This window comes from Rheinheimera sp. A13L, assembly GCF_000217935.1.
In the GTDB taxonomy this organism is placed as follows: domain Bacteria; phylum Pseudomonadota; class Gammaproteobacteria; order Enterobacterales; family Alteromonadaceae; genus Pararheinheimera.
This window is the reverse complement of record NZ_AFHI01000001.1, coordinates 341691-366541: the sequence shown is the minus strand read 5'-3', so window position 1 is coordinate 366541 and position 24851 is coordinate 341691. Positions and strand designations below refer to the sequence as shown.

General features: G+C 47.2%; 27 protein-coding genes. 12 read left to right on the top strand and 15 right to left on the bottom strand.

Annotation, left to right across the window (positions count from 1 at the left end; all coding sequences use genetic code 11):
* Together RHEIN_RS21190 and RHEIN_RS01510 are read left to right on the top strand one after the other, a co-directional pair.
* Window positions 1-330: hypothetical protein (locus tag RHEIN_RS21190; protein WP_237704323.1), on the top strand; the 330-nt coding region annotated here is incomplete at its 5' end.
* Window positions 331-397: 67 nt separating this feature from the next.
* Entirely contained in the window at window positions 398-937 is a 540-nt protein-coding gene (locus RHEIN_RS01510) for a gamma carbonic anhydrase family protein (RefSeq protein WP_008897204.1), read from the top strand.
* Here the strand turns inward: RHEIN_RS01510 and RHEIN_RS01505 are convergent.
* Entirely contained in the window at window positions 929-1177 is a 249-nt protein-coding gene (locus RHEIN_RS01505) for a hypothetical protein (RefSeq protein ID WP_008897203.1), read from the bottom strand. The two genes, RHEIN_RS01510 and RHEIN_RS01505, sit on opposite strands and share 9 nt — an antisense overlap.
* Window positions 1174-1989: a shikimate dehydrogenase gene (gene aroE / locus RHEIN_RS01500; protein WP_443216037.1), complete on the bottom strand. Its 816-nt coding sequence runs from the start codon at window positions 1987-1989 to the stop codon at window positions 1174-1176. The genes RHEIN_RS01505 and aroE overlap by 4 nt, the downstream gene beginning before the upstream one ends.
* Before the next feature lie 9 nt (window positions 1990-1998).
* Here aroE and RHEIN_RS01495 point away from each other — a divergent pair, with 9 nt between their 5' ends.
* Window positions 1999-2439: a group II truncated hemoglobin gene (locus RHEIN_RS01495; RefSeq protein WP_040554193.1), complete on the top strand. Its 441-nt coding sequence runs from the start codon at window positions 1999-2001 to the stop codon at window positions 2437-2439.
* Window positions 2440-2506: 67 nt separating this feature from the next.
* Here RHEIN_RS01495 and hemF read toward each other — a convergent pair whose 3' ends face one another.
* Window positions 2507-3424: an oxygen-dependent coproporphyrinogen oxidase gene (gene hemF / locus RHEIN_RS01490; protein ID WP_008897200.1), complete on the bottom strand. Its 918-nt coding sequence runs from the start codon at window positions 3422-3424 to the stop codon at window positions 2507-2509.
* Window positions 3425-3453: 29 nt separating this feature from the next.
* Window positions 3454-4035 carry a Sua5/YciO/YrdC/YwlC family protein gene (locus RHEIN_RS01485; protein ID WP_008897199.1) on the bottom strand — a complete coding sequence of 194 codons (582 nt, stop codon included), beginning with the start codon at window positions 4033-4035 and terminating at the stop codon, window positions 3454-3456.
* 146 nt (window positions 4036-4181) lie between these two features.
* Here RHEIN_RS01485 and purE point away from each other — a divergent pair, with 146 nt between their 5' ends.
* Window positions 4182-4667, top strand: a complete 486-nt coding sequence (gene purE / locus RHEIN_RS01480) for a 5-(carboxyamino)imidazole ribonucleotide mutase (protein ID WP_008897198.1) — start codon at window positions 4182-4184, stop codon at window positions 4665-4667.
* 3 nt (window positions 4668-4670) lie between these two features.
* Complete coding sequence (locus RHEIN_RS01475) at window positions 4671-5822, top strand: 5-(carboxyamino)imidazole ribonucleotide synthase (protein WP_008897197.1); 1152 nt, start codon at window positions 4671-4673, stop codon at window positions 5820-5822.
* Between the two features lie 39 nt (window positions 5823-5861).
* Here RHEIN_RS01475 and RHEIN_RS01470 read toward each other — a convergent pair whose 3' ends face one another.
* The 4 genes from RHEIN_RS01470 to RHEIN_RS01455 all read right to left on the bottom strand — a co-directional run bounded on the left by RHEIN_RS01470 (window position 5862) and on the right by RHEIN_RS01455 (window position 9238).
* Window positions 5862-6407 (bottom strand): DNA topoisomerase family protein, encoded by a 546-nt coding sequence (locus RHEIN_RS01470; protein WP_008897196.1) that lies wholly within the window; start codon window positions 6405-6407, stop codon window positions 5862-5864.
* 83 nt (window positions 6408-6490) lie between these two features.
* Complete coding sequence (locus tag RHEIN_RS01465) at window positions 6491-6964, bottom strand: DUF494 family protein (RefSeq protein WP_008897195.1); 474 nt, start codon at window positions 6962-6964, stop codon at window positions 6491-6493.
* A gap of 2 nt (window positions 6965-6966) precedes the next feature.
* Complete coding sequence (gene dprA / locus RHEIN_RS01460; protein WP_008897194.1) at window positions 6967-8058, bottom strand: DNA-processing protein DprA; 1092 nt, start codon at window positions 8056-8058, stop codon at window positions 6967-6969.
* Window positions 8059-8080: 22 nt separating this feature from the next.
* Window positions 8081-9238, bottom strand: coding sequence for a LysM peptidoglycan-binding domain-containing protein (locus RHEIN_RS01455; protein WP_008897193.1), 1158 nt, complete (start codon window positions 9236-9238; stop codon window positions 8081-8083).
* A gap of 121 nt (window positions 9239-9359) precedes the next feature.
* Between RHEIN_RS01455 and def the strand changes: the two genes are divergently transcribed.
* From def to trkA, 4 genes are read left to right on the top strand one after another with little or no spacing between them, the layout of a single operon-like run.
* On the top strand, window positions 9360-9866 hold the full coding sequence (def, locus tag RHEIN_RS01450; protein WP_008897192.1) for a peptide deformylase: 507 nt from the start codon (window positions 9360-9362) through the stop codon (window positions 9864-9866).
* A gap of 16 nt (window positions 9867-9882) precedes the next feature.
* The gene (fmt, locus tag RHEIN_RS01445) at window positions 9883-10845 is read left to right on the top strand and encodes a methionyl-tRNA formyltransferase (protein ID WP_008897191.1); all 963 of its coding nucleotides are present in this window, start codon (window positions 9883-9885) and stop codon (window positions 10843-10845) included.
* Window positions 10842-12140 carry a 16S rRNA (cytosine(967)-C(5))-methyltransferase RsmB gene (gene rsmB / locus RHEIN_RS01440; protein ID WP_008897190.1) on the top strand — a complete coding sequence of 433 codons (1299 nt, stop codon included), beginning with the start codon at window positions 10842-10844 and terminating at the stop codon, window positions 12138-12140. The genes fmt and rsmB overlap by 4 nt, the downstream gene beginning before the upstream one ends.
* A gap of 12 nt (window positions 12141-12152) precedes the next feature.
* Window positions 12153-13529 carry a Trk system potassium transporter TrkA gene (trkA, locus tag RHEIN_RS01435; RefSeq protein WP_008897189.1) on the top strand — a complete coding sequence of 459 codons (1377 nt, stop codon included), beginning with the start codon at window positions 12153-12155 and terminating at the stop codon, window positions 13527-13529.
* Between the two features lie 117 nt (window positions 13530-13646).
* On the opposite strand, the gene RHEIN_RS01430 is transcribed toward trkA, so the two are convergent.
* The 4 genes from RHEIN_RS01430 to RHEIN_RS01415 form a co-directional block, all read right to left on the bottom strand.
* Window positions 13647-15098 carry a TrkH family potassium uptake protein gene (locus RHEIN_RS01430; RefSeq protein ID WP_008897188.1) on the bottom strand — a complete coding sequence of 484 codons (1452 nt, stop codon included), beginning with the start codon at window positions 15096-15098 and terminating at the stop codon, window positions 13647-13649.
* Window positions 15098-15736, bottom strand: a complete 639-nt coding sequence (locus RHEIN_RS01425) for an IMPACT family protein (RefSeq protein WP_050801124.1) — start codon at window positions 15734-15736, stop codon at window positions 15098-15100. The genes RHEIN_RS01430 and RHEIN_RS01425 overlap by 1 nt, the downstream gene beginning before the upstream one ends.
* 9 nt (window positions 15737-15745) lie before the next feature.
* Complete coding sequence (gene pepQ / locus RHEIN_RS01420; RefSeq protein ID WP_008897186.1) at window positions 15746-17068, bottom strand: Xaa-Pro dipeptidase; 1323 nt, start codon at window positions 17066-17068, stop codon at window positions 15746-15748.
* Between the two features lie 64 nt (window positions 17069-17132).
* Complete coding sequence (locus RHEIN_RS01415) at window positions 17133-19055, bottom strand: transglycosylase SLT domain-containing protein (protein ID WP_008897185.1); 1923 nt, start codon at window positions 19053-19055, stop codon at window positions 17133-17135.
* Window positions 19056-19226: 171 nt separating this feature from the next.
* Here RHEIN_RS01415 and fadB point away from each other — a divergent pair, with 171 nt between their 5' ends.
* A complete protein-coding gene (gene fadB / locus RHEIN_RS01410; RefSeq protein ID WP_008897184.1) occupies window positions 19227-21380 on the top strand; it encodes a fatty acid oxidation complex subunit alpha FadB in 2154 nt (717 codons plus the stop codon).
* 15 nt (window positions 21381-21395) lie between these two features.
* Window positions 21396-22562, top strand: coding sequence for an acetyl-CoA C-acyltransferase FadA (gene fadA, locus RHEIN_RS01405; protein WP_008897183.1), 1167 nt, complete (start codon window positions 21396-21398; stop codon window positions 22560-22562).
* An 80-nt stretch (window positions 22563-22642) separates the two neighbouring features.
* Here the strand turns inward: fadA and RHEIN_RS01400 are convergent, their stop codons facing one another.
* The gene (locus RHEIN_RS01400) at window positions 22643-22960 is read right to left on the bottom strand and encodes a nucleotidyltransferase family protein (RefSeq protein ID WP_008897182.1); all 318 of its coding nucleotides are present in this window, start codon (window positions 22958-22960) and stop codon (window positions 22643-22645) included.
* Window positions 22957-23370 carry a nucleotidyltransferase substrate binding protein gene (locus tag RHEIN_RS01395; RefSeq protein ID WP_008897181.1) on the bottom strand — a complete coding sequence of 138 codons (414 nt, stop codon included), beginning with the start codon at window positions 23368-23370 and terminating at the stop codon, window positions 22957-22959. Before RHEIN_RS01395 ends, RHEIN_RS01400 begins: the two co-directional genes overlap by 4 nt.
* Before the next feature lie 192 nt (window positions 23371-23562).
* Here RHEIN_RS01395 and tusA point away from each other — a divergent pair, with 192 nt between their 5' ends.
* Window positions 23563-23817 carry a sulfurtransferase TusA gene (tusA, locus tag RHEIN_RS01390; protein WP_008897180.1) on the top strand — a complete coding sequence of 85 codons (255 nt, stop codon included), beginning with the start codon at window positions 23563-23565 and terminating at the stop codon, window positions 23815-23817.
* A gap of 8 nt (window positions 23818-23825) precedes the next feature.
* Here the strand turns inward: tusA and RHEIN_RS01385 are convergent, their stop codons facing one another.
* Entirely contained in the window at window positions 23826-24698 is an 873-nt protein-coding gene (locus tag RHEIN_RS01385) for a S1 family peptidase (RefSeq protein ID WP_008897179.1), read from the bottom strand.
* Window positions 24699-24851: the final 153 nt, after the last annotated feature.

Sequence of the window (24851 nt, the reverse complement as noted above, 5' to 3'; positions counted from 1 at the left end):
GATGCGTCAGGGACGTTCAGCGGGAGGCGTATCTTACACTTCCCAGAATTTGTGTCAAGCCAGTGTTTTGATTTTATTTCTCAAACTCACCACTTAAACTGCTTCGCTTCACTTTTGAGCCTTTCGACTCCACCGCGCTGCGAGGCGGCCATTTTAGTGGTTTTCATCGTCGTGTCAAGCGATGTTTTGCATCATTTTTCACTTCATTTCAAAACCACCCCAGAGCTGCTTTCGCACTACCCCGTTGGCATGGCGCGCATTATAGGGAGTTTTTGGCGGCGCGCAATACTCTTTTTGAGAAAACTTGTACTTTTGAGTGCGACAGCCTGAAATTCAATCGAACCGTGCTTTTTTTCAACATTTGTCGCATACTCCTGCAGCAGCAGAGGAAATTCTTATGTCATTAACTTCATATAAAGGTAAAACTCCACAGCTTGATGGCGGGGTTTATGTGCATCCATCGTCTGTTTTGGTTGGCGATATTCAAATTGGCCTCAATAGTAGTATCTGGCCATTAGTAGCAGCACGGGGTGATGTGAACATTATCCGCATTGGTGAGCGCACTAATGTGCAGGACGGTTCTGTATTGCATGTGTCCCGCCCGACTATAAAGAACCCGGGCGGTTCTCCTCTTCTTATAGGAGACGATGTCACAGTGGGCCATAAAGTGATGTTGCATGGTTGTCAGTTGGGCAATCGTATTCTGGTGGGTATGGGCGCTATAGTGATGGACGACGTTATAGTAGAAGACGATGTCATTATTGGTGCCGGTAGTTTAGTACCACCTGGCAAAAGATTAGAGTCTGGTTACTTATATGTAGGCAGCCCGGTAAAACAAGCCAGGCCGCTGAATGAAGCAGAACGTAGTTTTCTGACTCAGTCTGCTATTAACTATGTGGTATTAAAAGATGAGTATCTGGCCGAGCCGTTAAGCTGAACCATCCAGATGCAACACACCATCTGTATTAAAGCGGTCTTGTTTGGCCGCTTCTTCTATTTGTTCTTCCCAATAAAAGCAGTCTTCTTTTATTTGCTCCAGCCAGCTTTGGTTATCCCAGCCTTGTGGCTTCTTTATATAGATACGTAGCCGCATGCCAGCAGCTAAACAACTACAACTGACTGAATCGGTGTTTTCATCAAAACTGAAGTCATGATTAAAGATCAGTTGCTGGTTCATGCCTTCACCATAGCCGTCAGTTGCTGCAGTACTGGAGTCACATCAGGTTTAACACCACGCCATATGGCAAAGCTTTCTGCGGCCTGACTGACTAACATACCTAAACCATCAGCAGATTGAGGTACACCTTGTTGCTGACACCAGATCAGAAAAGCGGTCGGCTCTTTGCCATACAACATATCATAGGCCAAAAAGCAGTGCTGAAGATGTTGTTCTGCTAACAGCGGTCTTTGTTGGTCCAATCCACTTGAAGTGGCGTTGATGACCAGGCTCCATTTTTCAGCCGGCACTTCGTTATAACCTGATGCAGTCACCCGCTTATCAAAAAGTTCGGCTATTGCTTCAGCCTTTGCTGCTGTTCTGTTGGCTATATGAATATGCTTTACACCAGCAGTCAATAAAGGCCCCACTGCACCACGGCAAGCTCCACCAGCACCTAAGACTAAAATAGTGGTGTCTTTTAACTCCGCTCCCAGTCGGGTTAAATCAGCCACTAAACCTAAACCATCGGTGTTATCACCACAAAGCACACCCTCTTTATCTATATATAAGGTGTTCACTGCTCCAGCCTGCAAAGCGCGTTCACTGAGCTGTTCTGCCAACTGATAAGCCTGCTCTTTAAAAGGCACAGTGACATTACCACCACGGCCTCCCGCAGCAACAAAGCTAAACCAGCTGTCGGCAAAGGCGTCTACCGGTGCTAAAATGGCCTCGTAACTCAAAGCTTGTGCGGTTTGTTTGGCAAACCAGCTATGGATCAGCGGTGACTTTGAGTGCCCAACAGGATTTCCAAATACAGCGTAACGGTCCACAGGTTCACCATGAAAAAGTTGTTTGACGCGATTTTTAATAAAAGCCAGCCAAATAGCAAGCCACATCCAACTCCGGCGACCACGCCTTACGAGCTGATTGGCGGCGAAGCAGCAACACGGCGTCTGGCTAACAGATTCTACGACATTATGTCGACAGTACCTGAAGCAGCCGAATTGTATGCGATTCATCCTCAGCCACTGGACGCCATAAGGCAAAAGTTTTTTGAGTTTTTATCAGGCTGGCTGGGCGGCCCTTCTTTGTTTGAAGAAAAATACGGTCATCCACGTTTACGGATGCGGCATATGCCTTTTGCTGTTGATCAACAGATGCGCGATCAGTGGATGTTTTGTATGGATAAAGCTTTGGCTGAAGTGGTAGAAGACAAGTTACTGCGCCAAGGGCTAAGCCATTCGCTGGCGCAACTGGCCAGCCATATGATCAACAGATAATGATCTACAGACAATGGGCTACAGATAAAACCAAGGCGCCGAAGCGCCTTTAGTTACTCTGTGTTTATTATTCAAGACCTAGCCAATCCTGAGGTTGCAGATAACGCTCGTATAATTTGGCTTCTGCACTGCCGGCTTCCGGCTGATAACCATATTGCCAGCGCACTAATGGTGGCATCGACATCAGGATAGATTCGGTGCGGCCGCCACTTTGCAAACCAAACAAAGTGCCTCGGTCAAATACCAGATTAAATTCTACGTAACGGCCACGGCGATACAGCTGGAACTGGCGCTCCGCCTCTGAATAGGCTTTGCCTTTATTACGTTCGACTATAGGCACGTAAGCCTTAGTAAAGGCTTCTCCTACTGCAGACATAAAAGCAAAACTTTGCTCAAAACCCGGCTCGTTTAAATCATCAAAAAACAAACCACCTACACCACGGGTTTCGTTGCGGTGTTTTAAGTAGAAGTATTCATCACACCATTTTTTGTACTTAGGGTAATAAGCGGCATCAAAACGATCACAGCAGTCTTTGGCTACCTGATGCCAATGCACTACATCAGCTTCAACCGGATAAAAAGGGGTTAAATCAAAACCTCCACCAAACCACCAGACAGGTGCTTCACCTTCTTTTTCGGCGATAAAAAACCGCACATTGGCATGACTGGTGGGGATATGTGGATTCAACGGGTGGATCACTAAAGACACGCCCATAGCTTCAAACTTACGACCCGCCAATTCAGGCCGGTGTGCCGTGGCTGAACCAGGCATCTTATCGCCAAACACATGAGAGAAATTAACACCAGCCTGCTCAAATACAGCACCATGAGTCAGAACCCGGCTGCGACCACCACCACCTTCGGCTCTGTCCCAGCTTTCTTCTGCAAAGTCTACTGCGCCATCAGCAGCTGCAAGTTCAGCGCAAATACTGTCCTGCAGTGCCATTAAAAAAGCTTTTACCTGATGTTTATCGACGTTTTGCATTTGCTTATCTCTTGATTCGCAGCCGGATATTAACCCGCCCGGTAAATATGGCCTGTAGTGATATCTCGTATTTCTGACGGCACAGCGCGTCCACCTGTTGGCGCATCCACTATTACAGCAACTTTATCTGCCAGTTGAAGCTGCACTTCGGCTGTGCTGCGACAGGGCTCAAGGCCTGATAAATTCGCGCTGGTGGACGTGATAGGCTTCCCAAAAGCAAGGCATAACTGCTGCACTACTGGGTGATCACAAACCCGAATGGCAATGCTATCAAACTGCCCTGTCAGCCAATCAGTGCAACGTGTTGAAGCTGGCACAACCCAGGTCACAGCGGCTTTATCTTTAACACCAGCGCTATCACGCCATGAGTCCAGCATCAGCTGAGTTTGTTCCATGCTTAGCTTTTCGGCTGCAATATAAGGAATCAGCTGAGAAAAGTCTGCAGCTATTAAGATTAAGCCCTTGGATTTTGGCCTTTGTTTGACCTGCAACAAAGTTTCGATGGCCTGGCTATTATCCGGGTCGCAGCCGACACCAAAAACAGCTTCGGTTGGATAGGCAATCACCTGGCCTTGCCGCAACGCAGTAACGGCAGATGTTATATCTGTCACTTTTCTGAGCCCTGTATCTGAGGTTTTTTAGTCAAAAGTCTTTCTGGTCACGGCCAGAGTCTTAGCAGAAGCTACAGCTTCAATTACTTTGCGTATATAATAGCGGCCTTATTATGCCAGTTCTTAGCAGCTTTAAGGAAACAACGATGAAAGTAGGTATTATCATGGGGTCTAAATCTGATTGGCCCACAATGAAAAACGCGGCCGATATGTTAGATCGTTTTCAAATCGCCTATGAAACTACCGTTGTTTCAGCTCACAGAACTCCTCAACTCTTAGCCGACTATGCCACTAGTGCAGCTGCACGTGGTTTAAAAGTCATTATTGCAGGTGCAGGTGGTGCAGCGCATTTACCTGGTATGGCTGCGGCTTTTACCAGCTTGCCCGTCTTAGGTGTGCCTGTGCAGTCTAAAGCTTTAAAAGGTCTGGACTCTTTGTTATCCATAGTGCAGATGCCTAAAGGTGTTGCAGTGGGTACTCTTGCTATAGGCGAAGCTGGCGCGACCAACGCTGGTTTACTGGCAGCTCAAATTCTGGCGACCTCTGATGCAGAGCTGATGAGCAAAATTGATGCATTCCGCAAAGAACAAACAGACACAGTGCTTGCCCAGCCTAACCCAGCCGAGGAATAACTGATGAAGGTTCTGGTTTTAGGTGCTGGTCAACTGGCTCGCATGATGAGCCTGGCTGGCACACCGCTGAACTTAAAAGTTTCAGCTTATGATGTGAACAGCGACACTATTGTTGACCCTGTCACTCAGCAAAAACTGGGGACTGGTCTGGCACAAGCTATAGCCAATGCGGATGTGATCACTTCTGAGTTTGAGCATATCCCTTACCCGGTTCAGGAGCTTTGCCAGCAAAGCGGTAAGTTTTTACCGAACAGCACAGCTATTAAAGCAGGTGGCGACAGGCGTCAGGAAAAACAATTGCTGGATAAAGCTGCTGTGACTAACGCCGCCTACAGCATTGTGGTGACTGAACAGGATTTTTATCAGGCGATTGAACAGCTGGGTTTACCACTGGTGCTGAAAAGTGCCTTGGCAGGTTATGACGGCAAAGGCCAATGGCGTTTAAAAACTCAGGCGGATGCACAAGGGGTTTGGGCTGATATTCAGCAGTTTATGGCAGGAGCTGATCACACATTGCCACAAGCCATAGTGGCAGAGCAGTTTGTCCGTTTTGACCGTGAAGTCAGTTTAGTCGGCGCCCGTAATCAGGCTGGCGATATGGTGGTTTACCCTCTGACAGAAAATCATCATGTCTCTGGTGTACTGGCGGTATCTCTGGCTTTACCTGGTCAACAGGAATTACAACAACAAGCTAAGCAGATGTTTGAAGCTGTAGCCACGGCTTTGGATTATGTTGGTGTATTGGCGCTGGAGTTTTTTCAGGTTGGCGATAAGTTGATGGTGAATGAGATAGCACCAAGGGTGCACAACTCAGGACACTGGACCCAACAAGGTGCAGACACCTGCCAGTTTGAAAATCATTTACGGGCAGTTTGTGGTTTGCCACTCGGCAGCACAGCTTTAGTGCGTCCCACTTTGATGGTGAATATTCTGGGTGAAGATCATGTCAGCCCTGCAGTATTAACTTTGCCAAGCTGCCATTTACACTGGTACGGCAAAGGTAAAAGACCGGGCCGAAAAATGGGGCATATCAATTTAAGTGCCACCAGCACCAGCGAACTGGCACAACGTTTTGATCTGTTGCGTCAGCATTTACCTGAAGATGAGTTTCCAGAACTGGATTTAGTGGCGGCTCGGCTGAAACAACTGCAATAACATTCTAAAGCTGGCGAAGTAGCCCTTTCTTTGCCAGCTTTAACTGCCCTGCACTTTCTGACATTTTTTACTGGCGCACAGTAGTTTCACACCAGAAGCCGAAGGTTTTTCCATCAACAATGGATAATTACAGAACTGGCATTGCCCTTCGACAGGCTTAAAATTCAGCAGGCATTTACAGTCCGGGTATCTGCTGCAGCCATAAAAAGCTTTGCCATATTTGCTGGTACGCTCCAGCAATTGGCCTTTTTTGCATTCAGGGCAAGGCACATCACTGGGTTCGGGTTCATCGGCATGCACAATAAAATGACAATGTGGGTAATGGCTACAACCAATAAACATACCGTAGCGACCGTTTTTGACCGCCAGTTCGTTTCCACATTCTGGACAAAGTTGATCCTCCAGTACTTTTACCACTGTATTTTCATGGGGATGCAGCGCTTTGAGGTAATTACAGGCCGGATAGTTGCTACAGCCTAAAAAAGGCCCATTTTTGCCACTTTTAATCTGCAAAGCATGGCCACACAGAGGACAAGGCTCTGCGGTTTTTTCATGTTGAAAAAGTGTATCGTCAGACTGGGACATACAAAGGCCATAGAAGAAAACAGCACAGATTATATACCCAAAGTAATAGTCGTTACAGCGAGGCTTGCAACGAAAAAGGCCGCTTAATGCAGCGGCCCTGTAGGTTCGTCAAAAATAAGGTCTTCCATCTGGGCATAAGCATTTTCACGACCAGGCACATTAAACAGCACCATCAACACCACCCATTTTAAATCGTCCAGACTCACAGAACTCTGATCCAGGTCCATTACTCTGTCCAATACCATCTCGCGGGTGGGCGCGTCCAGCACGTTGATTTGTTCCAGAAACAGCAGGAAACCCTGACACTCAGTCTCCAGCTTACGTTGCTCTTCCACAGTATAAATACGAATTGCGGTCGAATTAACTTTGGTTAAATAGGGCTTAACATGACTTTCCTGCAAGGCAGATAAAGAATCCAGCCAACGCAGGGCCTTAAAAATATCATCATCATGGAAACCGGCTTTGCTGAGCTCACGCTGCAGATCGGCATGATTCACATAAATTTCTGACTCGTTATGGATGTAGTTTTCGAACAAATATATGAGGATATCAAACATAGTCAGGCCCTCCTCACTCTGATGTAACCACCAGGTACTGCTGCCACTTCACCGGCCAATTCCAGCTGAAGCAATTCAATTGAGACTTGCGCTACAGATAAACCACTACGTTCTGCAATACGATCAATCGCAGTGGCCTCATCTCCTACGTTAGCCAACAAGCCGTCGTCAAACAAGCCTGTTTGTAACTTTTTTTCTTTGTCCTTTACAGTACTTAGACTGTTATTTTGCAAAAAGCTCCATTCTTCTATGATATCGGCCACACAAGTGGTTAATTTAGCACCTTGCTGAATTAACTGATGACAGCCTGCCGCTTGCGGATTGTAGATGGAACCTGGGATCACAAAAAGCTCCCGGCTATACTCTGCCGTATAACCCGCGCTAATCAAGGAACCACTTTTAAGTGCGGCTTCCACTACTAAAGTTCCTACACTTAAGCCTACAACTATACGGTTACGTAACGGGAAATGATCTCCTTTAGGCTGCACATCAGGTAAAAACTCCGATACCAAAGCGCCGCTGTTGGCAATTTCTGCGGCCAAGTCTTTATGCTGCGCCGGATACACAGTATCAAAACCATGACCAAGCACCGCAATAGTGTTGCCGAGCACAGACAAAGCCCCTTTATGACTACAACCATCTATGCCTTTGGCCATACCGCTGGTGACAGTTAAACCTAAGCGGCATAAATCGGCGGCAAAATTAAAGGCCACTTGTTTACCTGTGGCCGTGGGCTGGCGACTGCCCACTATTGCAATCTGCGCTTCGTTTAACAAAGCCGGGTTACCTTTGATAAACAAGGCAAAAGGCGGCTGCTTAATCTGGCTGAGTAATTCAGGGTAAAGCGGGTCTGTGTAACGAACAAAATGGTGATTGGGGCTGCTTTGTAGCCACTCAAGGCAATGCTCAATACGCTGCGGCGTGATGGCTCTGTGGCACTGGATTTGGCCCGCAGTAAACCCTAGCTGCTGCAGTTGCTGATCATCCAGTTGATGGAAGTCAGCTGAAGAAACCAGCTCAGCCCACTGCTGATGCTTCAGTCTGTCCATAGATGGAATAGCTGCTAAACGGATCCAATGCTCGAGGTCATCCATGTTCCTCTCCTTTGTTAAACTATCAGAGATTACCTATTAAATCTCCCACCCGAACAGGCTGTTCAGTGCGTAAAATCATCGCAAAGCTGCTGTGTTCGTCCACTTTTACAATCATCAGCTGGCCCACTAACTCAGTTGGCATTTCATCAGCAGAGCCCACCATTTCATGCAGAATACGCTGGAGTTTGTCGCTGTCTTCCGGATAAGAAGGTTTATCACCAAAATCGACCACTGGCGGTGACTGACGAAATATTCCCAGCAAATGACCGGGTTGCAACTGAGCATTCTGGCCTTGATTCAACAGCACAATTTCCCCTTTGGCGAACTCACGCCATTGGGATGCACTGTCCACTATAACCCCTGAAACCAAAGCTTCCGGGGATTGCAGCTGAAAAAAATCCGGATACAGCGACTGCTGTGGCATAGCTAATAAGCGATCACCTTGCCTCACTTCCCTTCTGGAATTTTGCACTTCAATCCGGCTGACTTGTTGTTCATCCACCATAGCTGGCGGCAAGACTTTAGCTTCAGCCATTAATACAGCTTCATAACCCATCAGATCACCGGTTTGCGGATCTTCATAAGCTTCCCCCTGGCGATAAATGCCATAACGTTGGGTCTGGTCCAGTTCACCTTTGACATAAAGCACATGGCCAGACACAGCATTTTTGACATTCTGTTGCCCACCCAGGACATAAGGCAGGTTTTCCAGCTGCTCTTCTGAAACCAATTGCTCTTCCGATAAAAAAGGTTCGATCACGGCCAAGGCAATAGATGGCACTGGTTTATCAGCTTTTGCTATACGGCGGATTTGAGGTGTTAATTTGATGCTGCCTGAAACTGCGGAATGATCTGGAGCCTTTACTGGGCCTGACGAACTGACCGCCACTCTTTGACTGTTTAACGTCAGTATCGGCTGACCATCGGCATCAAACTGCAAATGCAATTGATCACCCGGATAAATCAGATGGGGATTATTCACCTGAGGATTCAGTTTCCATAAACGTGGCCATAACCAGGGGTGCTGCAGATACAAGCCAGCTATATCCCATAAGGTATCGCCGGTTTTCACCAGATACAAGGTTGGCGCATCAACCTTGAGTTTCAGCTCATCAGCCACCAGATCCATACTGAAAAACGCAGAAAAGCTGACCAAAAAAGCAAGAAGCTGCTGTCGCATAACACCATCCCCATTCGTACTTATAGTAATTCTTGCACACTAAGCTATTCATACTGTGCATAAATGGCTAAAATTAGACCATAGCACAGCCAATTGAACATAGACGACTTTTGTAGGTTCCATGACAGTATTAACAGTTTTACATTATCCAGATGACCGTTTACGCACAGTAGCAGCAGCAGTGCCTGAAGTTACGGCCGAAATTAAGCAACTAACAGCAGATATGCTGGACACTATGTATGACGAAAACGGCATAGGTTTAGCGGCCACTCAGGTCAATGTACACAAGCGGGTTGTAGTGATCGACGTCTCAGAAAACCGTAACGAGCCGATGATTTTTATCAACCCTGAAATCATTGCCAAAAGTGGTGACACTGAATACGAAGAAGGCTGCTTGTCTGTGCCACAAAGCTACGCCAAAGTGGAACGCGCCGCTGCAGTGACAGTCAAAGCGCAAAACACCAAAGGCGAGTGGTTTGAACTGCAGGCTGAAGGTTTGCTGGCCATTTGTTTACAGCACGAGCTGGATCACTTAGTGGGCAAGCTGTTTATCGACTATTTATCGCCGTTAAAACGTGACCGTATTAAGAAAAAGCTGGAAAAAGAAGCTCGCCTCGCAGCCCGTTAACCAAGCAGGAATTATTTTGACCACTCCGTTACGTATTATTTTTGCGGGCACACCAGATTTTGCTGCCCGCCATCTCGCCGCCCTGCTGGATTCTCCTCATCAGGTGATTGCCGTCTACAGTCAACCCGACAGACCTGCAGGTCGTGGTCATCAGCTGCAACAAAGCCCGGTAAAACAACTGGCTTTGCAACATGATATTCCGGTGTATCAGCCTAAGTCGTTAAAAAAGGCCGCTGCTCAGCAAGAATTAGCTGCCTTAAATGCGGACTTGATGGTGGTGGTCGCTTATGGCCTGATCTTGCCACAAGCTGCGTTAGATGCACCTCGTTTAGGTTGCATCAATGTGCATGGTTCGTTGTTACCACGCTGGCGTGGTGCTGCACCTATTCAACGTGCCATTTGGGCCGGAGACGCAGAATCCGGTGTCACTATTATGCAGATGGATATAGGTTTGGATACAGGCGCTATGCTGAGCAAAGTTTGCACCCCTATAGCAGCAGATGAAACCAGCACCAGCTTGTACGACAAACTGGCGCTCACTGGCCCTGTCGCTTTAGTGGAAGCATTAGCCAATTTAGAAGCGCTGCAAGCCAAAGCCCAACCGCAGCAGGATGAGTTAGCCAACTACGCCGAAAAATTATCTAAAGAAGAAGCTTTATTGGATTTCACCAAGCCAGCCGCTGCGCTAGAGCGCGAAATCCGGGCTTTTAATCCATGGCCTATGAGTTACTTGCAACTGGGTACTCAGCAACTGAAAATCTGGCGCGCTGTGACAGAACCAGGTTCAGGCACGCCAGGTCAGGTGTTGCGGGTGGATAAAAAAGGCATTGCCATTCAAACCTCTGATGGGGTTTTAGTGATCACCGAATTACAGCCTGCCGGCAAAAAAGCCATGAAAGTGATGGATTTCCTCAATGGCCGCGCCGACTGGTTTCAGCCAGGCCAGATATTGCCCCCTGTTGATGAGCAGAGCAAATGAGTAAAAATTTACGCGCTCTGGCAGCAACAGCCTGTTATCAGGTGGTGGATCAGGGTAAGTCCTTGTCAGAAGTTTTGCATAAAGCTCAGATTGAACTGGACTCGCCTTTAGATAAAGCCCTGCTGCAGGAAATCTGTTTTGGTGTGATGCGCTATTTGCCCCAGCTGGAAACGGTCTGTCAGAAGCTGATGGATAAACCTCTGGTCAAACATCTGCGCCCTTTGCAGTTTTTGATTTACGTTGGTTTGTACCAACTAAAGTTTTTACGGGTGCCAGACCATGCCGCCATAGGCGAAACCGTAGAAGCGGCCCGAGAATTAAAAGGTCAAAGCCTGACAGGTTTAATTAATGCGGTGTTACGTTCAGTGCAACGTAAACCTGAAGTTTTTGATTTTCAGGACTCGCCTTTACCAGTCCAGTACAACCATCCAGGCTGGATCATCACCCAGTTACAACAAGCTTATCCGGACAACTGGCAACAGATACTGGATGAAAATCAGCAAAAAGCGCCTTTGTGGCTTAGAGTAAATCAGTTACGTACCACACCTGAAGCTTATTTAGCGGCTCTTGCCGCCGAAGGCATAGCCGCCAGTCAGCCTTTTGCTTATTTGCCTTGTGCCTTATTGCTTGAACAGGCCTCTGATGTGACCTTATTACCAGGTTATGCCGATGGTTGGTTTTCAGTGCAGGATGGTGCAGCTCAGCACGCCGCTTATTTCCTCGGCGCTCGTAACAAGGATTCAGTTTTAGATGCCTGCTGCGCCCCTGGTGGCAAAACCTGCCATATTCTGGAACTGGCACCAGAAGCTGATGTATTAGCGCTGGATAAAGACCCACGCCGTTTAGACAGGGTATACGACAATCTGGACCGCTTAGGTTTAGATGCCCGTGTAATGGCTGCTGACGCTGCAGACCCGGACGACTGGGCAGGTTTTCAAACTTTTGATCGTATATTGCTGGATGTGCCCTGTTCTGCCACCGGCGTGATCCGTCGTCACCCTGATATTCGCTGGTTGCGGAAAAAAACCGATATAGCGCCACTGGTTGAGCTACAACAACAAATTCTGCGTAATATCTGGCCTTTATTAAAACCTGATGCTGAACTGTTGTATGCCACCTGCTCTGTATTGCCGGAAGAAAACCAGCAACAAATAGAAGCCTTTTTAGCCGACCATGCAGATGCACAACTGATCCCGCTGGCCGATAGCCACCCACAACTGCACTGGCAAATTTTGCCGGGCCAGCAACAGATGGATGGTTTCTTTTATGCCAAACTTCGCAAGACAAAGCGGTAACGCAGAGGCTTTATGAAAATTATCATTTTGGGTGCAGGTCAGGTTGGTGGCACTTTAGCGGAAAACCTGGTCGGTGAACAAAACGACATTACAGTCGTCGACACCAATATTGAAAAACTACGAGCCCTGCAGGACAGATACGATCTGCAGGTAGTGCATGGCCATAGTGCGCACCCTGATATTTTAAAACGTGCTGGCGCTGAAGACGCCGATATGATTATTGCCGTCACCAGCAGCGACGAAGTCAACATTGTCGCTTGTCAGGTGGCCTACAGTATTTTTAATACGCCGCTGAAAATTGCCCGTATCCGTACTAACCAGTATCTGAAATACCGCGAACAGTTATTTCATAAAGACGATATGCCGGTGGATCACTTCATCTCCCCCGAAACTCTGGTGACCGACTATATCAAACGCTTAATCGACTACCCAGGCGCTTTGCAGGTGGTGGAATTTGCCGAAGGCCGGGTTAGTTTAGTGGCAGTAAAAGCCTATTACGGTGGTTTACTGGTAGGCCATGCCTTATCCACTTTAAAACAGCATATGCCGCATGTGGACGCCCGTGTTGCAGCTATCTACCGTCGTGGTCACGCTATTAAGCCTTTAGGCACCACAGTGATAGAAGCAGACGATGAAGTGTTTTTTGTCGCTGCAACTAAACATATCCGCGCTGTGATGAGCGAGCTACAAAAGCTGGAGAAAAGCTATCACCGCATTATGATCGCAGGTGGCGGTAACGTAGGTTATGGTTTGGCTCGTGCTTTAGAGAAAAACCATAGCGTGAAGCTGATAGAACGCAGTAAAGAGCGTGCCGAATACCTGTCCAGCGCTTTGGACAATACAGTGGTTTATATTGGCGATGCTTCAGACCCTGAGCTGTTGGAAGAAGAAAATATCGAACAGGTCGATGTGTTTTTAGCCGTTACCAATGACGATGAAGCCAATATTATGTCGGCCATGCTGGCCAAACGTATGGGCGCACAAAAAACCATGGTGCTGATTAAACGCGGTGCTTATGTAGATTTGCTGCAAGGTGGCGAAGTAGATATAGCCGTATCACCACAGCAAGCTACTATTTCAGCATTGCTGACCCATATCCGCCGTGGTGACATAGTGAATGTGTACTCACTGCGCAGAGGCGCTGCAGAAGCCATAGAGGCAGTGGCTCATGGTGATAAGTCGACGTCTAAAGTGGTAGGTCAGGCCATAGGCCAGATTAAACTGCCACCAGGTGCGACCATAGGCGCCATAGTGCGTGGCGACGAAGTATTAATAGCTCACGATAACGTGGTGATTGAAACTGACGATCATGTGATTTTATTTTTGGTGGATAAAAAGTACATCACCGAAGTGGAACGCTTGTTCCAGGTGAGTGCGATATTTATTTGATGTTTCGACTGTAGGGGCGCGGTTTATCCGCGCCCGTCTAATGATACCGCGGTGCATAAGGAAGGGCGGGGGCAAGCCCGGCCCCTACAACCCGCCCGTCTGAAATTCCAATCTAACTTAATCCTTCCAAAATGCCGCTGTAAACAGCACCAGTAAGGTAAAAATCTCTAAACGCCCAAAGATCATAGCCACGACCAAAATCCATTTGCCGGCGTCGGGCACTGAGGCAAAGTTGGCGGCTACTTCACCTAAGCCTGGGCCTAAGTTATTTAAACAGGCCGCTGTGGCGGTAAAGGCGCTGATATTGTCCATGCCAACCAGCAGCAGCAATAACATAATAACCACAAACACCAGGGTATAAGCCGCAAAAAAGCCCCAAACCGCTTCCACTATCCGATCTGGTACAGGCCGACGCCCAAGCTTGATGGAATACACAGCTCTTGGATGCACTAAACGGTTTAACTCCCTTTTGCCCTGCAGGAATAACAGCAGCACCCTGACTACTTTTAAACCACCGGCGGTAGACCCTGCACAACCACCAATAAAGCTGGCGAAAATCAGCAAAATAGGCAAAAACAAAGGCCAGCTGGAAAAGCTTGCTGTGGAGAAACCTGCAGTAGTCGACATAGACACAGCCTGAAACACACCATGATTCAGCGCGCTGAGTAAGTCCGGATAAATTTGTTCTTCCAAAAGCACCAGAAAACAAATCACCATCAAGGCCAGTTGGATCACCATAAAAGCTTTTAACTCAGGATCACGCCAGTAGGTTTTGATGTTTTTGCCACGCACAGCCGCAAAATGCAGTGGAAAATTGACTGAGCTGATCAGCAAAAACACCACACAAATCATATTGATACTGACACTGTTAAAGTAACCTATGCTGGCGTCGTAAGTAGAGAACCCCCCTATAGCCACAGTAGAGAACGCATGACAAATGGCATCAAAAGCACTCATACCTGCAATATAAAAAGACAAAGCGCAGGCAATGGTAATACCTAAATAAATAAACCACAGATGTTTGGCGGTATCGGCAATACGGGGCGTCATTTTGTTGTCTTTCACCGGGCCAGGCGTTTCAGCACGGTACAACTGCATACCACCCACCCCTAACATCGGCAGAATAGCCACAGCTAAAACGATAATCCCCATACCACCAAACCATTGCAGTTGCTGGCGGTAATACAATATAGCTTTAGGCAGGCTTTCTAAACCTGTCAGCACAGTAGCGCCCGTGGTGGTTAAACCTGAAAAGGCTTCAAACATACTGGCGGCCAGATTCATATCAGGTTTATCTGCCAGCCAGAACGGCAAAGCACCAACAGCCCCTAACACTGTCCAGAACAACACTACTATTAAAAAGCCCTCCCGGACTTTCAGTTCAGACTTTTCATTGCGGTTGGGATACCAAACGACAAAACCTATCAGCAACGACAGGAAAAAGGACAAAATAAAAGGTACACCAGCGCCATCCTGGTACCAGTAGGCGATAAAGGCAGGCGGTAACATGGTGATACTGAAGATGGCAACCAGCAGGCCTAAAATCCGGATAATAGAACGGTATTGCATCAGGAGCCCTGTTCTGCGTTGCGATGCCAGCTAATGCTGGCCTGAAGTTCTTTCAGTCTGAGTATGGTCTGCATAAACTGCTGTTCAAATTCCTGTTGATCGCTTTGAGCGATACGCACTGTTAAGCGCACTTGCTGATCAAACTCTTGTTGTTCAATCAGCCAGCGGTTCTGCCATAAACGCTGCATAGTTTCAAAAGCAGCATAAGACAAACACAAATCTGCCTGATGCCTTATGGGTATAAATTCTCGTTGTGCAGACAGCAAAGCCTGTCGCACCGAATCACTGTAAGCACGAACTAAACCGCCGGTGCCCAGCTGAACGCCGCCATAATAACGTACTACCGTAGCACAAAGCCCTACCAAGCCAGAGCCTTGCAATACGGCCAGCATAGGTTTACCAGCTGTACCAGAGGGCTCACCATCATCACTGAATGCCTGAGGCTGACCTGTTGGGCCGGCTGGCAATAGCATAGCACTGCAGACGTGAGCTGCCTGCGGATGTTGCTGTTTTTGCTGACGAATCATCTGCTGACCTTCAGCAAGGTTTTGGATTGGCCATAAAGTACATAAAAACCTGCTGCGTTTGATATCCGTTTCAGACGAAGCTGTTTTAGCCAACACCCACCAGCCGGACATCAAAACAGCTTAAGCCAGCTTCAGATCACGGGTCATATTTTCATTGCGGTCTTTGTGCACTATGACGTTATCTTCAATACGAATGCCGCCGTATTTACGGAATTGCGCTACTTTTTCCCAGTTCACGGCTTTGCCATGGGCTGTGTCTTTTAAATCCGCCAATAAGGAGTCAATAAAATACAAACCAGGCTCAATGGTAAAGACCATATTGGCTTCCACCAGCCGGGTAGTACGCAGGAATGGATGATCATCCGGAGCGGCAACATGAGTACCACGTTCATCCGCCATAAAACCACCCACATCATGCACCTGTAAACCCAAGTGATGACCTAAACCATGCGGGAAAAAAGTACGGCTGATACCGGATTCGACTATGCCCTCTGCGGACATCTGGACAAAGTTAAAATCAGCCAGAATTTTGGCTATATATTGATGAGCTTCGATATGTAAATCCGGGTATTTGATACCAGGCTTTAAACCATCCACCAGCTTCAGTTCCACTTCCGTCATCGCATTAATCAGCGCGGCGAATTCATCATTTAAAAAACTGTAAGTGCGGGTAATATCGGCGGCATAACCATGGAAACTGGCACCAGCATCTATTAAAAACGAATGAAACTCTGCAGGTTTTTTCCGCTCCAAAGCTGTGTAATGCAAGATGGCCGCGTTCTGATTCAGCGCTATGATATTGCCATAAGGCACTTCGTTTTCGCTTTGCCCCACAGCGGCCAGATAGGCCAGCTGAATATCAAACTCTGACCCACCCGCCATAAAAGTCGCTTTGGCAGCATTGTGCCCAGCCACTGCCAGTTTGTTGGCCTGACGCATACAACTAAGTTCATACTCAGTTTTATAAGCACGGTGGTAATGCAGATAACTGATCACAGCTTCAGGGTTAATTTCACTGAAACCTAAAGCCGTGGCCACTTCAATATGCTCACCCAGATAAGCCATACGGCCTTTGTCGTAAGGCAAAATATGCTCAACCTGATTGGCTTTTTCCAGAATTTGAATATCAAAAAAACCAGACCAGAACGAATCAGGAGCATCCGGTACTTTATGCCAGAAATCTTTTGGCAGATAAAAAGCCAGCTTAGGTTTATTCACACCATCCACAATCAGCCAGCAATTCGGATTATCCACCACAGGGATCCAGGCTTTAAACAATGGATTTACTTTAAAGGGGTAATCCATATCGTCGAGGAACTGGCGTTTTGCCTGGCCCGAGTGGATCACCAAAGCGTCCAGATTCTCGCGGGCTAATACAGCTTTAGTACGTTGCTGCAACGCAAATAAATGAGCGGCGTAAAGTTCTTGATAAGCTGGACGCATAAATTCAAATTCCGTTATTTATTACTAAAAACCATTAAAATCAACACAGTGTACCATGAAGGCTTTAGCCCTCCACCCCTATCCTCATCTCGGCCAGGGGTTCAAAAATACGCTGATTTTTCTGCATTTTTAAACTATAGACCTGGTAATACATCATGACGTTTTTGACATAGTCACGGGTTTCTTTAAAAGGAATAGTTTCCACCCAGATATCCAGTGGTACTGAACCATCTTTGGGGATCCAGGATTTTACCCTGCTAAAGCCGGCATTATAGGACGCAGTGGCAAACACCACATTATTGCCGGTATGCTTCATCAGATAATTCAGATAATAAGTACCGTAATTAATATTGGTGACCGGATTATACAACTGCTCCACCGATACTCTGCGGCCGGTAATATGTTTGGCGGTAGCCGGCATAATTTGCATCAGACCGAGGGCACCCACAGGCGACTTGGCCGTTGGGATAAAAGTGCTTTCACGCCGGGCTATTGCCATAGCCCAGGCCGGATCCACTTTGGCTTTTTTGGAATAAGTCTGAATTTCTTTGTTATAGGCCATAGGGAAACGTAAATCGACATCATCCCAGTATTCAGCTTTGGCCAGCGCCACTATAGCGTTGTCGTACCAACCCAGTTCAAAGGCCAGCTTAGCTGCACTGTATTTTTGTAAATCAGTGCCGTATTGCTGTAAATGGGTCAGTTCACGTTTAGCTGCATTAGGGCGTTTAATGGCTTGCCATTCTTTCATCCGCCGTACTGGGGCACTGCTTTTAAAGGCCAAAAAGTCAGTTTCAGTCACTGGCACTGGCTTGTGCGCCAGACTTGGGGCTTGCCCCAGATGTGCAGCTGCCAGATAACCATAATAACTGCGCTTTTTCGCCAGTTGCTGATAAATATGAGTGGAGGATTCTTTTAGATCGACCTGCAGATAAGCTCGGGCTAACCAATATTGGCTGGCATCATCTTTGGCCAACTCTTCCGGCAACGCCTTCACGGCTTCAATCACAGCGTACCAGTCTTTTTTACGCAGTAAACTCGCCAGTTTCCACTGCACAAAAAGCCTGTCTTTGTATTCAGCCGGCACTATATTAATAAACTTCTCAGCCCTGGGATCATTTTTGCTGGCCAAAGCTATAGCCATCTGACGGGCGGTGACAGCGCGGTTTTCATTGCTGAATGCAGGGTCGTGAGCAAAACGTTCCCAGACCGTTATAGCCTGATCCGGCTTTTTCCAAACCAGTTTTTGTATGCCATAAGCAGCTAAATCCCGTTCCAGCGGGCTGCGTAACGGCAGGAAGTTTTTGCGATACACCAAAGCAGGGTTATCCATCACCTGCACCCACTTTTCTGCCAGATACTGCTGGTTTTTAGGCAATAAGCTACGCAAGTAAGGCAACATCCGCTGATTGTCGGCTTTTGCCGCAGCCAGTACCCGCTGCCAGACGGCTTCAGGTGTACGCTGTCCCGCTTTGCGCCAACGGTCAAAGATAGGATCACATTCATCAGGCCGTGATTTGCCTACAGCCCATAAGTCACGCACAGCAGGCCATACAGCAGCAGGTTTTTCCAGCACCAGCCGCATTTCCAGCGCCTGGCAATCCAGCACCACATCAGAGCCATACTGATAATTTTTCAGAAATAACTGCGCTTGTTTACGATCGGCCAGATAAATCAGCCAGCGTTTACGTAAAGTACGCTCCAACGGTGTGCCTTGATGCTCCTGCATAAAACGTACAACAGCATTGGTATCATCCAGCGATTTACTCAGCCACTCCAGTTCCAGATAAGGCTGCAGCGGATAAGTTTCCATTTCTTTTAATACTTTTTTTGCCTGAGTTTCGGTGAGTTTATGAATGTTTTTTTCGGCTAAAGCAAAACGCTTACGCATGCCCTCATTAATAGCATGAGCAGGAAAAACCACGGATAAGGCGGCAGTTGCCAGTAACCAGAGCGATGGACGGAAAACAGAGGAGAAACGCCACATACAAATTTTTACCACCTATAGTTACTGGGACATCTATCGCAAATTCAAACAAGTGTTTAAATAACGGTTGAAATTTTTACTTAACCACGACACACTGAGACTGCAATAGACTCATCTTACCAGTTGCGAATAAAAGCAATAGTCCACCCTATCGGACGAAGGAGAACATTCATGATCTACCAGAGTAACAGCATCACCGTCGCCTATCTGGCGGATGGTATTGCCGAGTTTACCTTTAATGCTGCAGGTTCAGTTAATAAATTTGACCAACAAACCTTAGCAGATTGTCGTGCAGCTTTGAATCTGCTGCATGCAGATAAAAACCTCAAAGGCGTGATTTACACCTCAGGAAAAGACGCATTCATCGTAGGCGCTGATATTACTGAGTTTTTAGGTACATTCCAGCAGCCTGAAGCTGAACTTATCCCCTGGATCAAATCTGCCTCTGATGTATTTGACCTGGCAGAAGATTTACCGGTTCCAACCATTGCTGCTATTCGTGGTTTTGCTTTAGGTGGTGGTTTTGAGTGGACCTTAACAGCAGACTACCGTGTAGCAGATACGACAGCCAAAGTAGGTTTACCTGAAGTAAAACTGGGCTTAATGCCAGGTTTTGGTGGTTCAGTACGTTTACCTCGCATTATTGGTGCTGACGGTGGTATGGAATGGATCACGACTGGTAAAGAACGTGGCGCTGACGCTGCATTAAAAGAAGGCGCTATTGACGCCGTTGTTGCACCAGAAAAATTAAAAGACGCTGCGTTATCCATGATCAAGGATGCCATAGCTGGCAAACTGAACTGGCAGAAAAAACGCGCCGCCAAATTACAGCCACTGAAGCTGAATAAAATTGAAGCCATGATGAGCTTCAACACAGCCAAAGGTATGGTGTTTGCCAATGCAGGTAAACATTACCCAGCCCCTATGGTTGCAGTAGAAACTATTGAAGCAGCGGCCCGCTTAGAAAGAGCAGGTGCTGTGGCTTTAGAAAACGCATCTTTTGCCAAACTGGCAAAAACTACAGCTGCTGCTGCCCAGATTGGTTTATTCCTCAATGACCAGTTGATTAAAGGCAAAGCTAAAAAAGCAGCCAAAGTAGCAACGAAAGACATCAAAAAAGCAGCCGTATTAGGCGCAGGCATTATGGGTGGCGGCATCGCTTACCAGTCTGCATTAAAAGGCGTGCCAGTTGTGATGAAAGACATAGCCGACAAAGCTTTAGAGTTGGGTATGGGCGAAGCCACTAAGCTGTTGAATAAACAGGTAGAGCGCAAACGTCTGGATGCTGTTGGTATGGCGAAAGTTATTGCCAGCATTCAGCCTACGCTGAGCATGGAAGCAGTGAAAACTGTCGACATAGTGGTTGAAGCAGTCGTTGAAAACCCAAAAATCAAAGGCGCTGTATTAAAAGAAGTGGAAGAATTAGTAGCGGCCGACGCCATTATTACTTCCAATACTTCTACTATCTCTATTGATTCTTTAGCGGCCAATTTAAAAGACCCAAGCCGCTTCTGTGGTATGCACTTCTTTAACCCTGTGCACCAAATGCCTTTGGTAGAAGTCATTCGTGGTAAAGACACCAGCGAAGAAACCGTAGCTGCCGTTGTGGCTTACGCTGCCAGAATGGGCAAGTCCCCTATAGTGGTGAACGACTGCCCTGGTTTTTACGTCAACCGCGTCTTGTTCCCGTACTTTGCAGGTTTCAGCAAACTGGTATTAGACGGTGCTGACTTTGCCAAAGTAGACAAAGTGATGGAAAAAACCTTCGGCTGGCCTATGGGCCCTGCTTACTTGCTGGACGTTGTTGGTTTAGATACCGCTTTCCACTGCACAGACGTGATGGCTGCAGGCTTCCCAACTCGCATGGGCAAAGTAGAAAACGACCCTGTAGCCCTGATGTATCAGGCACAGCGTTATGGTCAGAAAAACGGTGTAGGTTTCTATGCGTACAGCAAAGATGCCAAAGGCAAACCGAAAAAAGATTCTGATGCAGTTTCCTATGACTTACTGGCTAAAGCTGGTGCTTCAGGTGTGGAATTCAGCGCCGACGATATTATTGCCCGTTGTATGGTGCCCATGATTAACGAAGTGATCCGCTGTCTGGAAGAAGGCATTGTTGCCAGCGCTGCAGAAGCTGATATGGGCTTAATTTATGGTTTAGGTTTCCCTCCGTTCCGTGGTGGCCCGTTGCGTTATGCCGACACCATTGGTCTGGCTAACTTTGTTGCTTTAGCTGACAAATACGCCCACTTAGGTGAAATCTATCAGGTAACAGACAAAACCCGCGCCATGGCAGCTTCTGGTGCCGTGTTCTACCCGGTTTAAGGCGGAGAGAAACAAATGAAACAAGCAGTGATCGTTGATTGTATTCGTACCCCAATGGGTCGTTCTAAAGCAGGTATCTTCCGCAACGTGCGTGCTGAAGAGTTATCCGCTTATGTGATGGCCGCTTTGGTTGAACGTAATCCGGCTTTAGATCCAGCCGAGATAGACGACATTATCTGGGGTTGTGTACAACAAACTCTGGAACAAGGTTTTAACGTGGCCCGTAACGCCTCGTTATTGGCAGGCATTCCACATTCAGTGCCAGCCGTCACGGTAAACCGCCTTTGTGGTTCATCGATGCAGGCCTTACACGACGCAGTACGTGCCATTCAAACCGGCATGGGCGACGTATATTTAATTGGTGGTGTGGAACATATGGGCCATGTGCCGATGAACCATGGTGTTGATTTCCACCCGGGTTTAGGCAAAAACATCGCCAAAGCCTCTGGCATGATGGGTTTAACGGCTGAACTCTTAGGTAAACTGCATGGCATCAGCCGTCAGCAACAAGACGAGTTTGGCGCCCGCTCACACCGTTTAGCCTATGAAGCCACGCTGCAAGGTCGTTTTAAAAACGAAATTATTCCGGTGCAAGGCCATGATGCTGACGGCGTATTAAAAGTATTTGATACCGACGAAGTAATACGCCCTGAAACCACAGTAGAAGCTCTGGGCGCTTTACGTCCGGTGTTTGACCCGGCCAACGGTACTGTGACTGCCGGTACTTCTTCTGCATTATCAGATGGTGCTTCTGGCATGCTGGTGATGAGTGAAGAAAAAGCCAAAGCTTTGGGTTTAAAAATCCGCGCTAAAGTCATAGGTATGGGTATAGCTGGTTGTGACCCGTCTATTATGGGTTACGGCCCGGTGCCAGCCAGTCAAAAAGCATTAAAAGCTGCTGGTATCACTATTGCTGATATCGACTACGCCGAATTAAACGAAGCCTTTGCTGCTCAGGCTCTGCCTGTGATGAAAGACTTAGGTTTGCTGGAATATATGAACACCAAAGTAAACTTAAACGGCGGCGCCATAGCCCTCGGTCACCCGCTGGGTTGCTCAGGTTCACGTATCAGCACAACCTTGATTAACGTGATGGAAGACAAAGGCGGCAAATACGGTTTAGCCACTATGTGTATTGGTTTAGGCCAGGGCATAGCGACAGTGTTTGAAAGAGTTGAATAAATAGTAGCTGTTCGCTTTTAAATAAGAGGGTTGGCTTTGGCCAGCCCTTTTTATTTGTACTTTGAAATGCAACAGAGGCTTTAAAACACCACAGCCTGAACTTTTACTTTCTGCTGATCAATCACAGCCCTGAACTCCGGGCTTGTTGTCGACCAATCCACAATATCTACTTTCCACGGTAAATCAGACTCACAGAAGGCTTCGTGTAAACTGGCCATTAAAGCTAAAGACAAAGGCTGCTGCGACATAATCACCAAATCTAAATCAGAAAAAGGCTTAGCTGACCCTTTAACGCGTGAACCAAAAGCCCAGACTTCACAGGAAGGCACCAATTGTCGCAAGATATGCTGCACTATGGCCAAATGCTCAGAACTGATATCTAACTGACTAATACTCATGCCATTCTCTTTTGTAATTGCTCAGATAAATAGCTGGCTTCAGCTAAAAACTTTGGAATACCAGCTACCACTTCTAAAGCTACAGCTTCATCGTAGCTATGACTGGTTTTTCCACGCATTTCACGATACAAACGCCAGTCCGGCCAGCTTCCCACTAATAAACCCTGCTCATTACCAGTGCGGATCAAATCCTGAAATGGCATTTGATCAACTAGTTCAGGGGTAGCCGACGCCATTTCCAGGTAACGTTTCAGCATTTTATGACTGATTTCATAAGTAAATTCAAAACGCTGTACCAAACCATCACGAATTTGAGTGTCACTGATATCTTGCTGATACCTTAACCAGCCTTCATGTAGCCTGTTGGTGGCATTATGCAAAGGGGTGAGATCGAGCACCAAATCATTCATCAGCTGAGTCCTGTATCAAGCCCTGTCACAGCAGCAGGTATAAGCGAAATTATCGATATGCTATCGTAATTTGCGTCTTTTTGCCCAATCTTAGCCTGGAGCTGGTCTTTTCGCTTAATTCCGGCTTTTCAGCACCCATAAGCTAAGTTAGCATAAGCGCCCTTTTAGTCTGAAAGCTTTGGAGCAAGAGCCATGTCGAACCCGGAACAGTTATTTGCAACAGCCGATCAGCTGCTGGATACTTTAGGTTTACGTTGCCCTGAGCCTGTGATGTTGACCCGCTTGGCTATTCGTAAAATGACGGCGGGCCAGACACTATTAATTACTGCTGACGACCCTGCCACTACCCGCGATATTCCGGCTTTCTGTCGTTTTATGGAACATGAGCTGGTAGCCAGCGATACCAGCGTTGAGCCTTACCGCTATTTAGTGAAAAAATCTGGCTAAGGCCGGATCTAAGACTTAGTTTTCAGGCTTAAAGAAGCACAAATGCCCGGCAAGTTTTCAGCTGTCATGCCTTCTTGTAAAAACCCATCTGCAGAGCTTAGTTTTGCTCTGGCTGCATCATCCGCAGCCATCACCTGATCTATCCAACTGGCATGACTGGATACTCTGGTATACAGCTCTTTGACGCCATATTCGCCTACATCCTTAAACCAGGAATCCACTCTGGAGCTCACTCCAAGCAGGTAATAACCATCCTCTTTTTTCAGATAAGCCGGGCCACCGCTGTCGCCATTGCCTGATACACCTTCCAGTTCCAGAGCTTGTTGATCCGATTCAAAAACAAAACGCAGATCGGATTTGGTCACTGCAGTTACTTTATTCTGAGCCTTACGCAGCACGCCGTTGTTTTCTTTATAGCCTACAGTTTCACCGGTTAAACCAGTACCTGTGCCGCCGCTGCCAATAAACCAAAGCACCTGATCACGCTCGTCCTGCTGGCGATACAATTTGGCGGGTTCCACACTCAGTACAGGTTTTGCCAATTTAATCAGCGCTAAGTCATTCTGTTTACCCAACTGATAAGAGGGATAACTGTAACGCGCCTGCACCTCAACTAATTCATCTCCCACCTGAATGGGCTGGCCCTGATCCAAACAAAACACAGTATGAGCAGCGGTAAGCACCCATTCAGGCGCAATCAAAGTTCCGTGCACACCAATGTTGTAGAAGGTCACCAAAGGCGGAAAATCGGCTTTGGTGGCCAGATACAGCTCTGGCGCTTTGTCGTGACGAATAACAATAGCCGAAGCCGGCATGGCCAGAATACTGGTCGCAATTAGCAAACCACCACTTAACAGCCTTAGCTTGATCCTGTTCTGCATCAGTCTTTCCTTATTTAGCTTTTGATAAGGATCAGACTGACAGAAAAACAAAAACAACTTAAGTCATTAAATGTAAGCAGTTATTTAAACAAGGCATGCTGATCCAACTGAATTTATCCTCCCTTTAAATGCGATTTTCCGCTCTTTATCGGT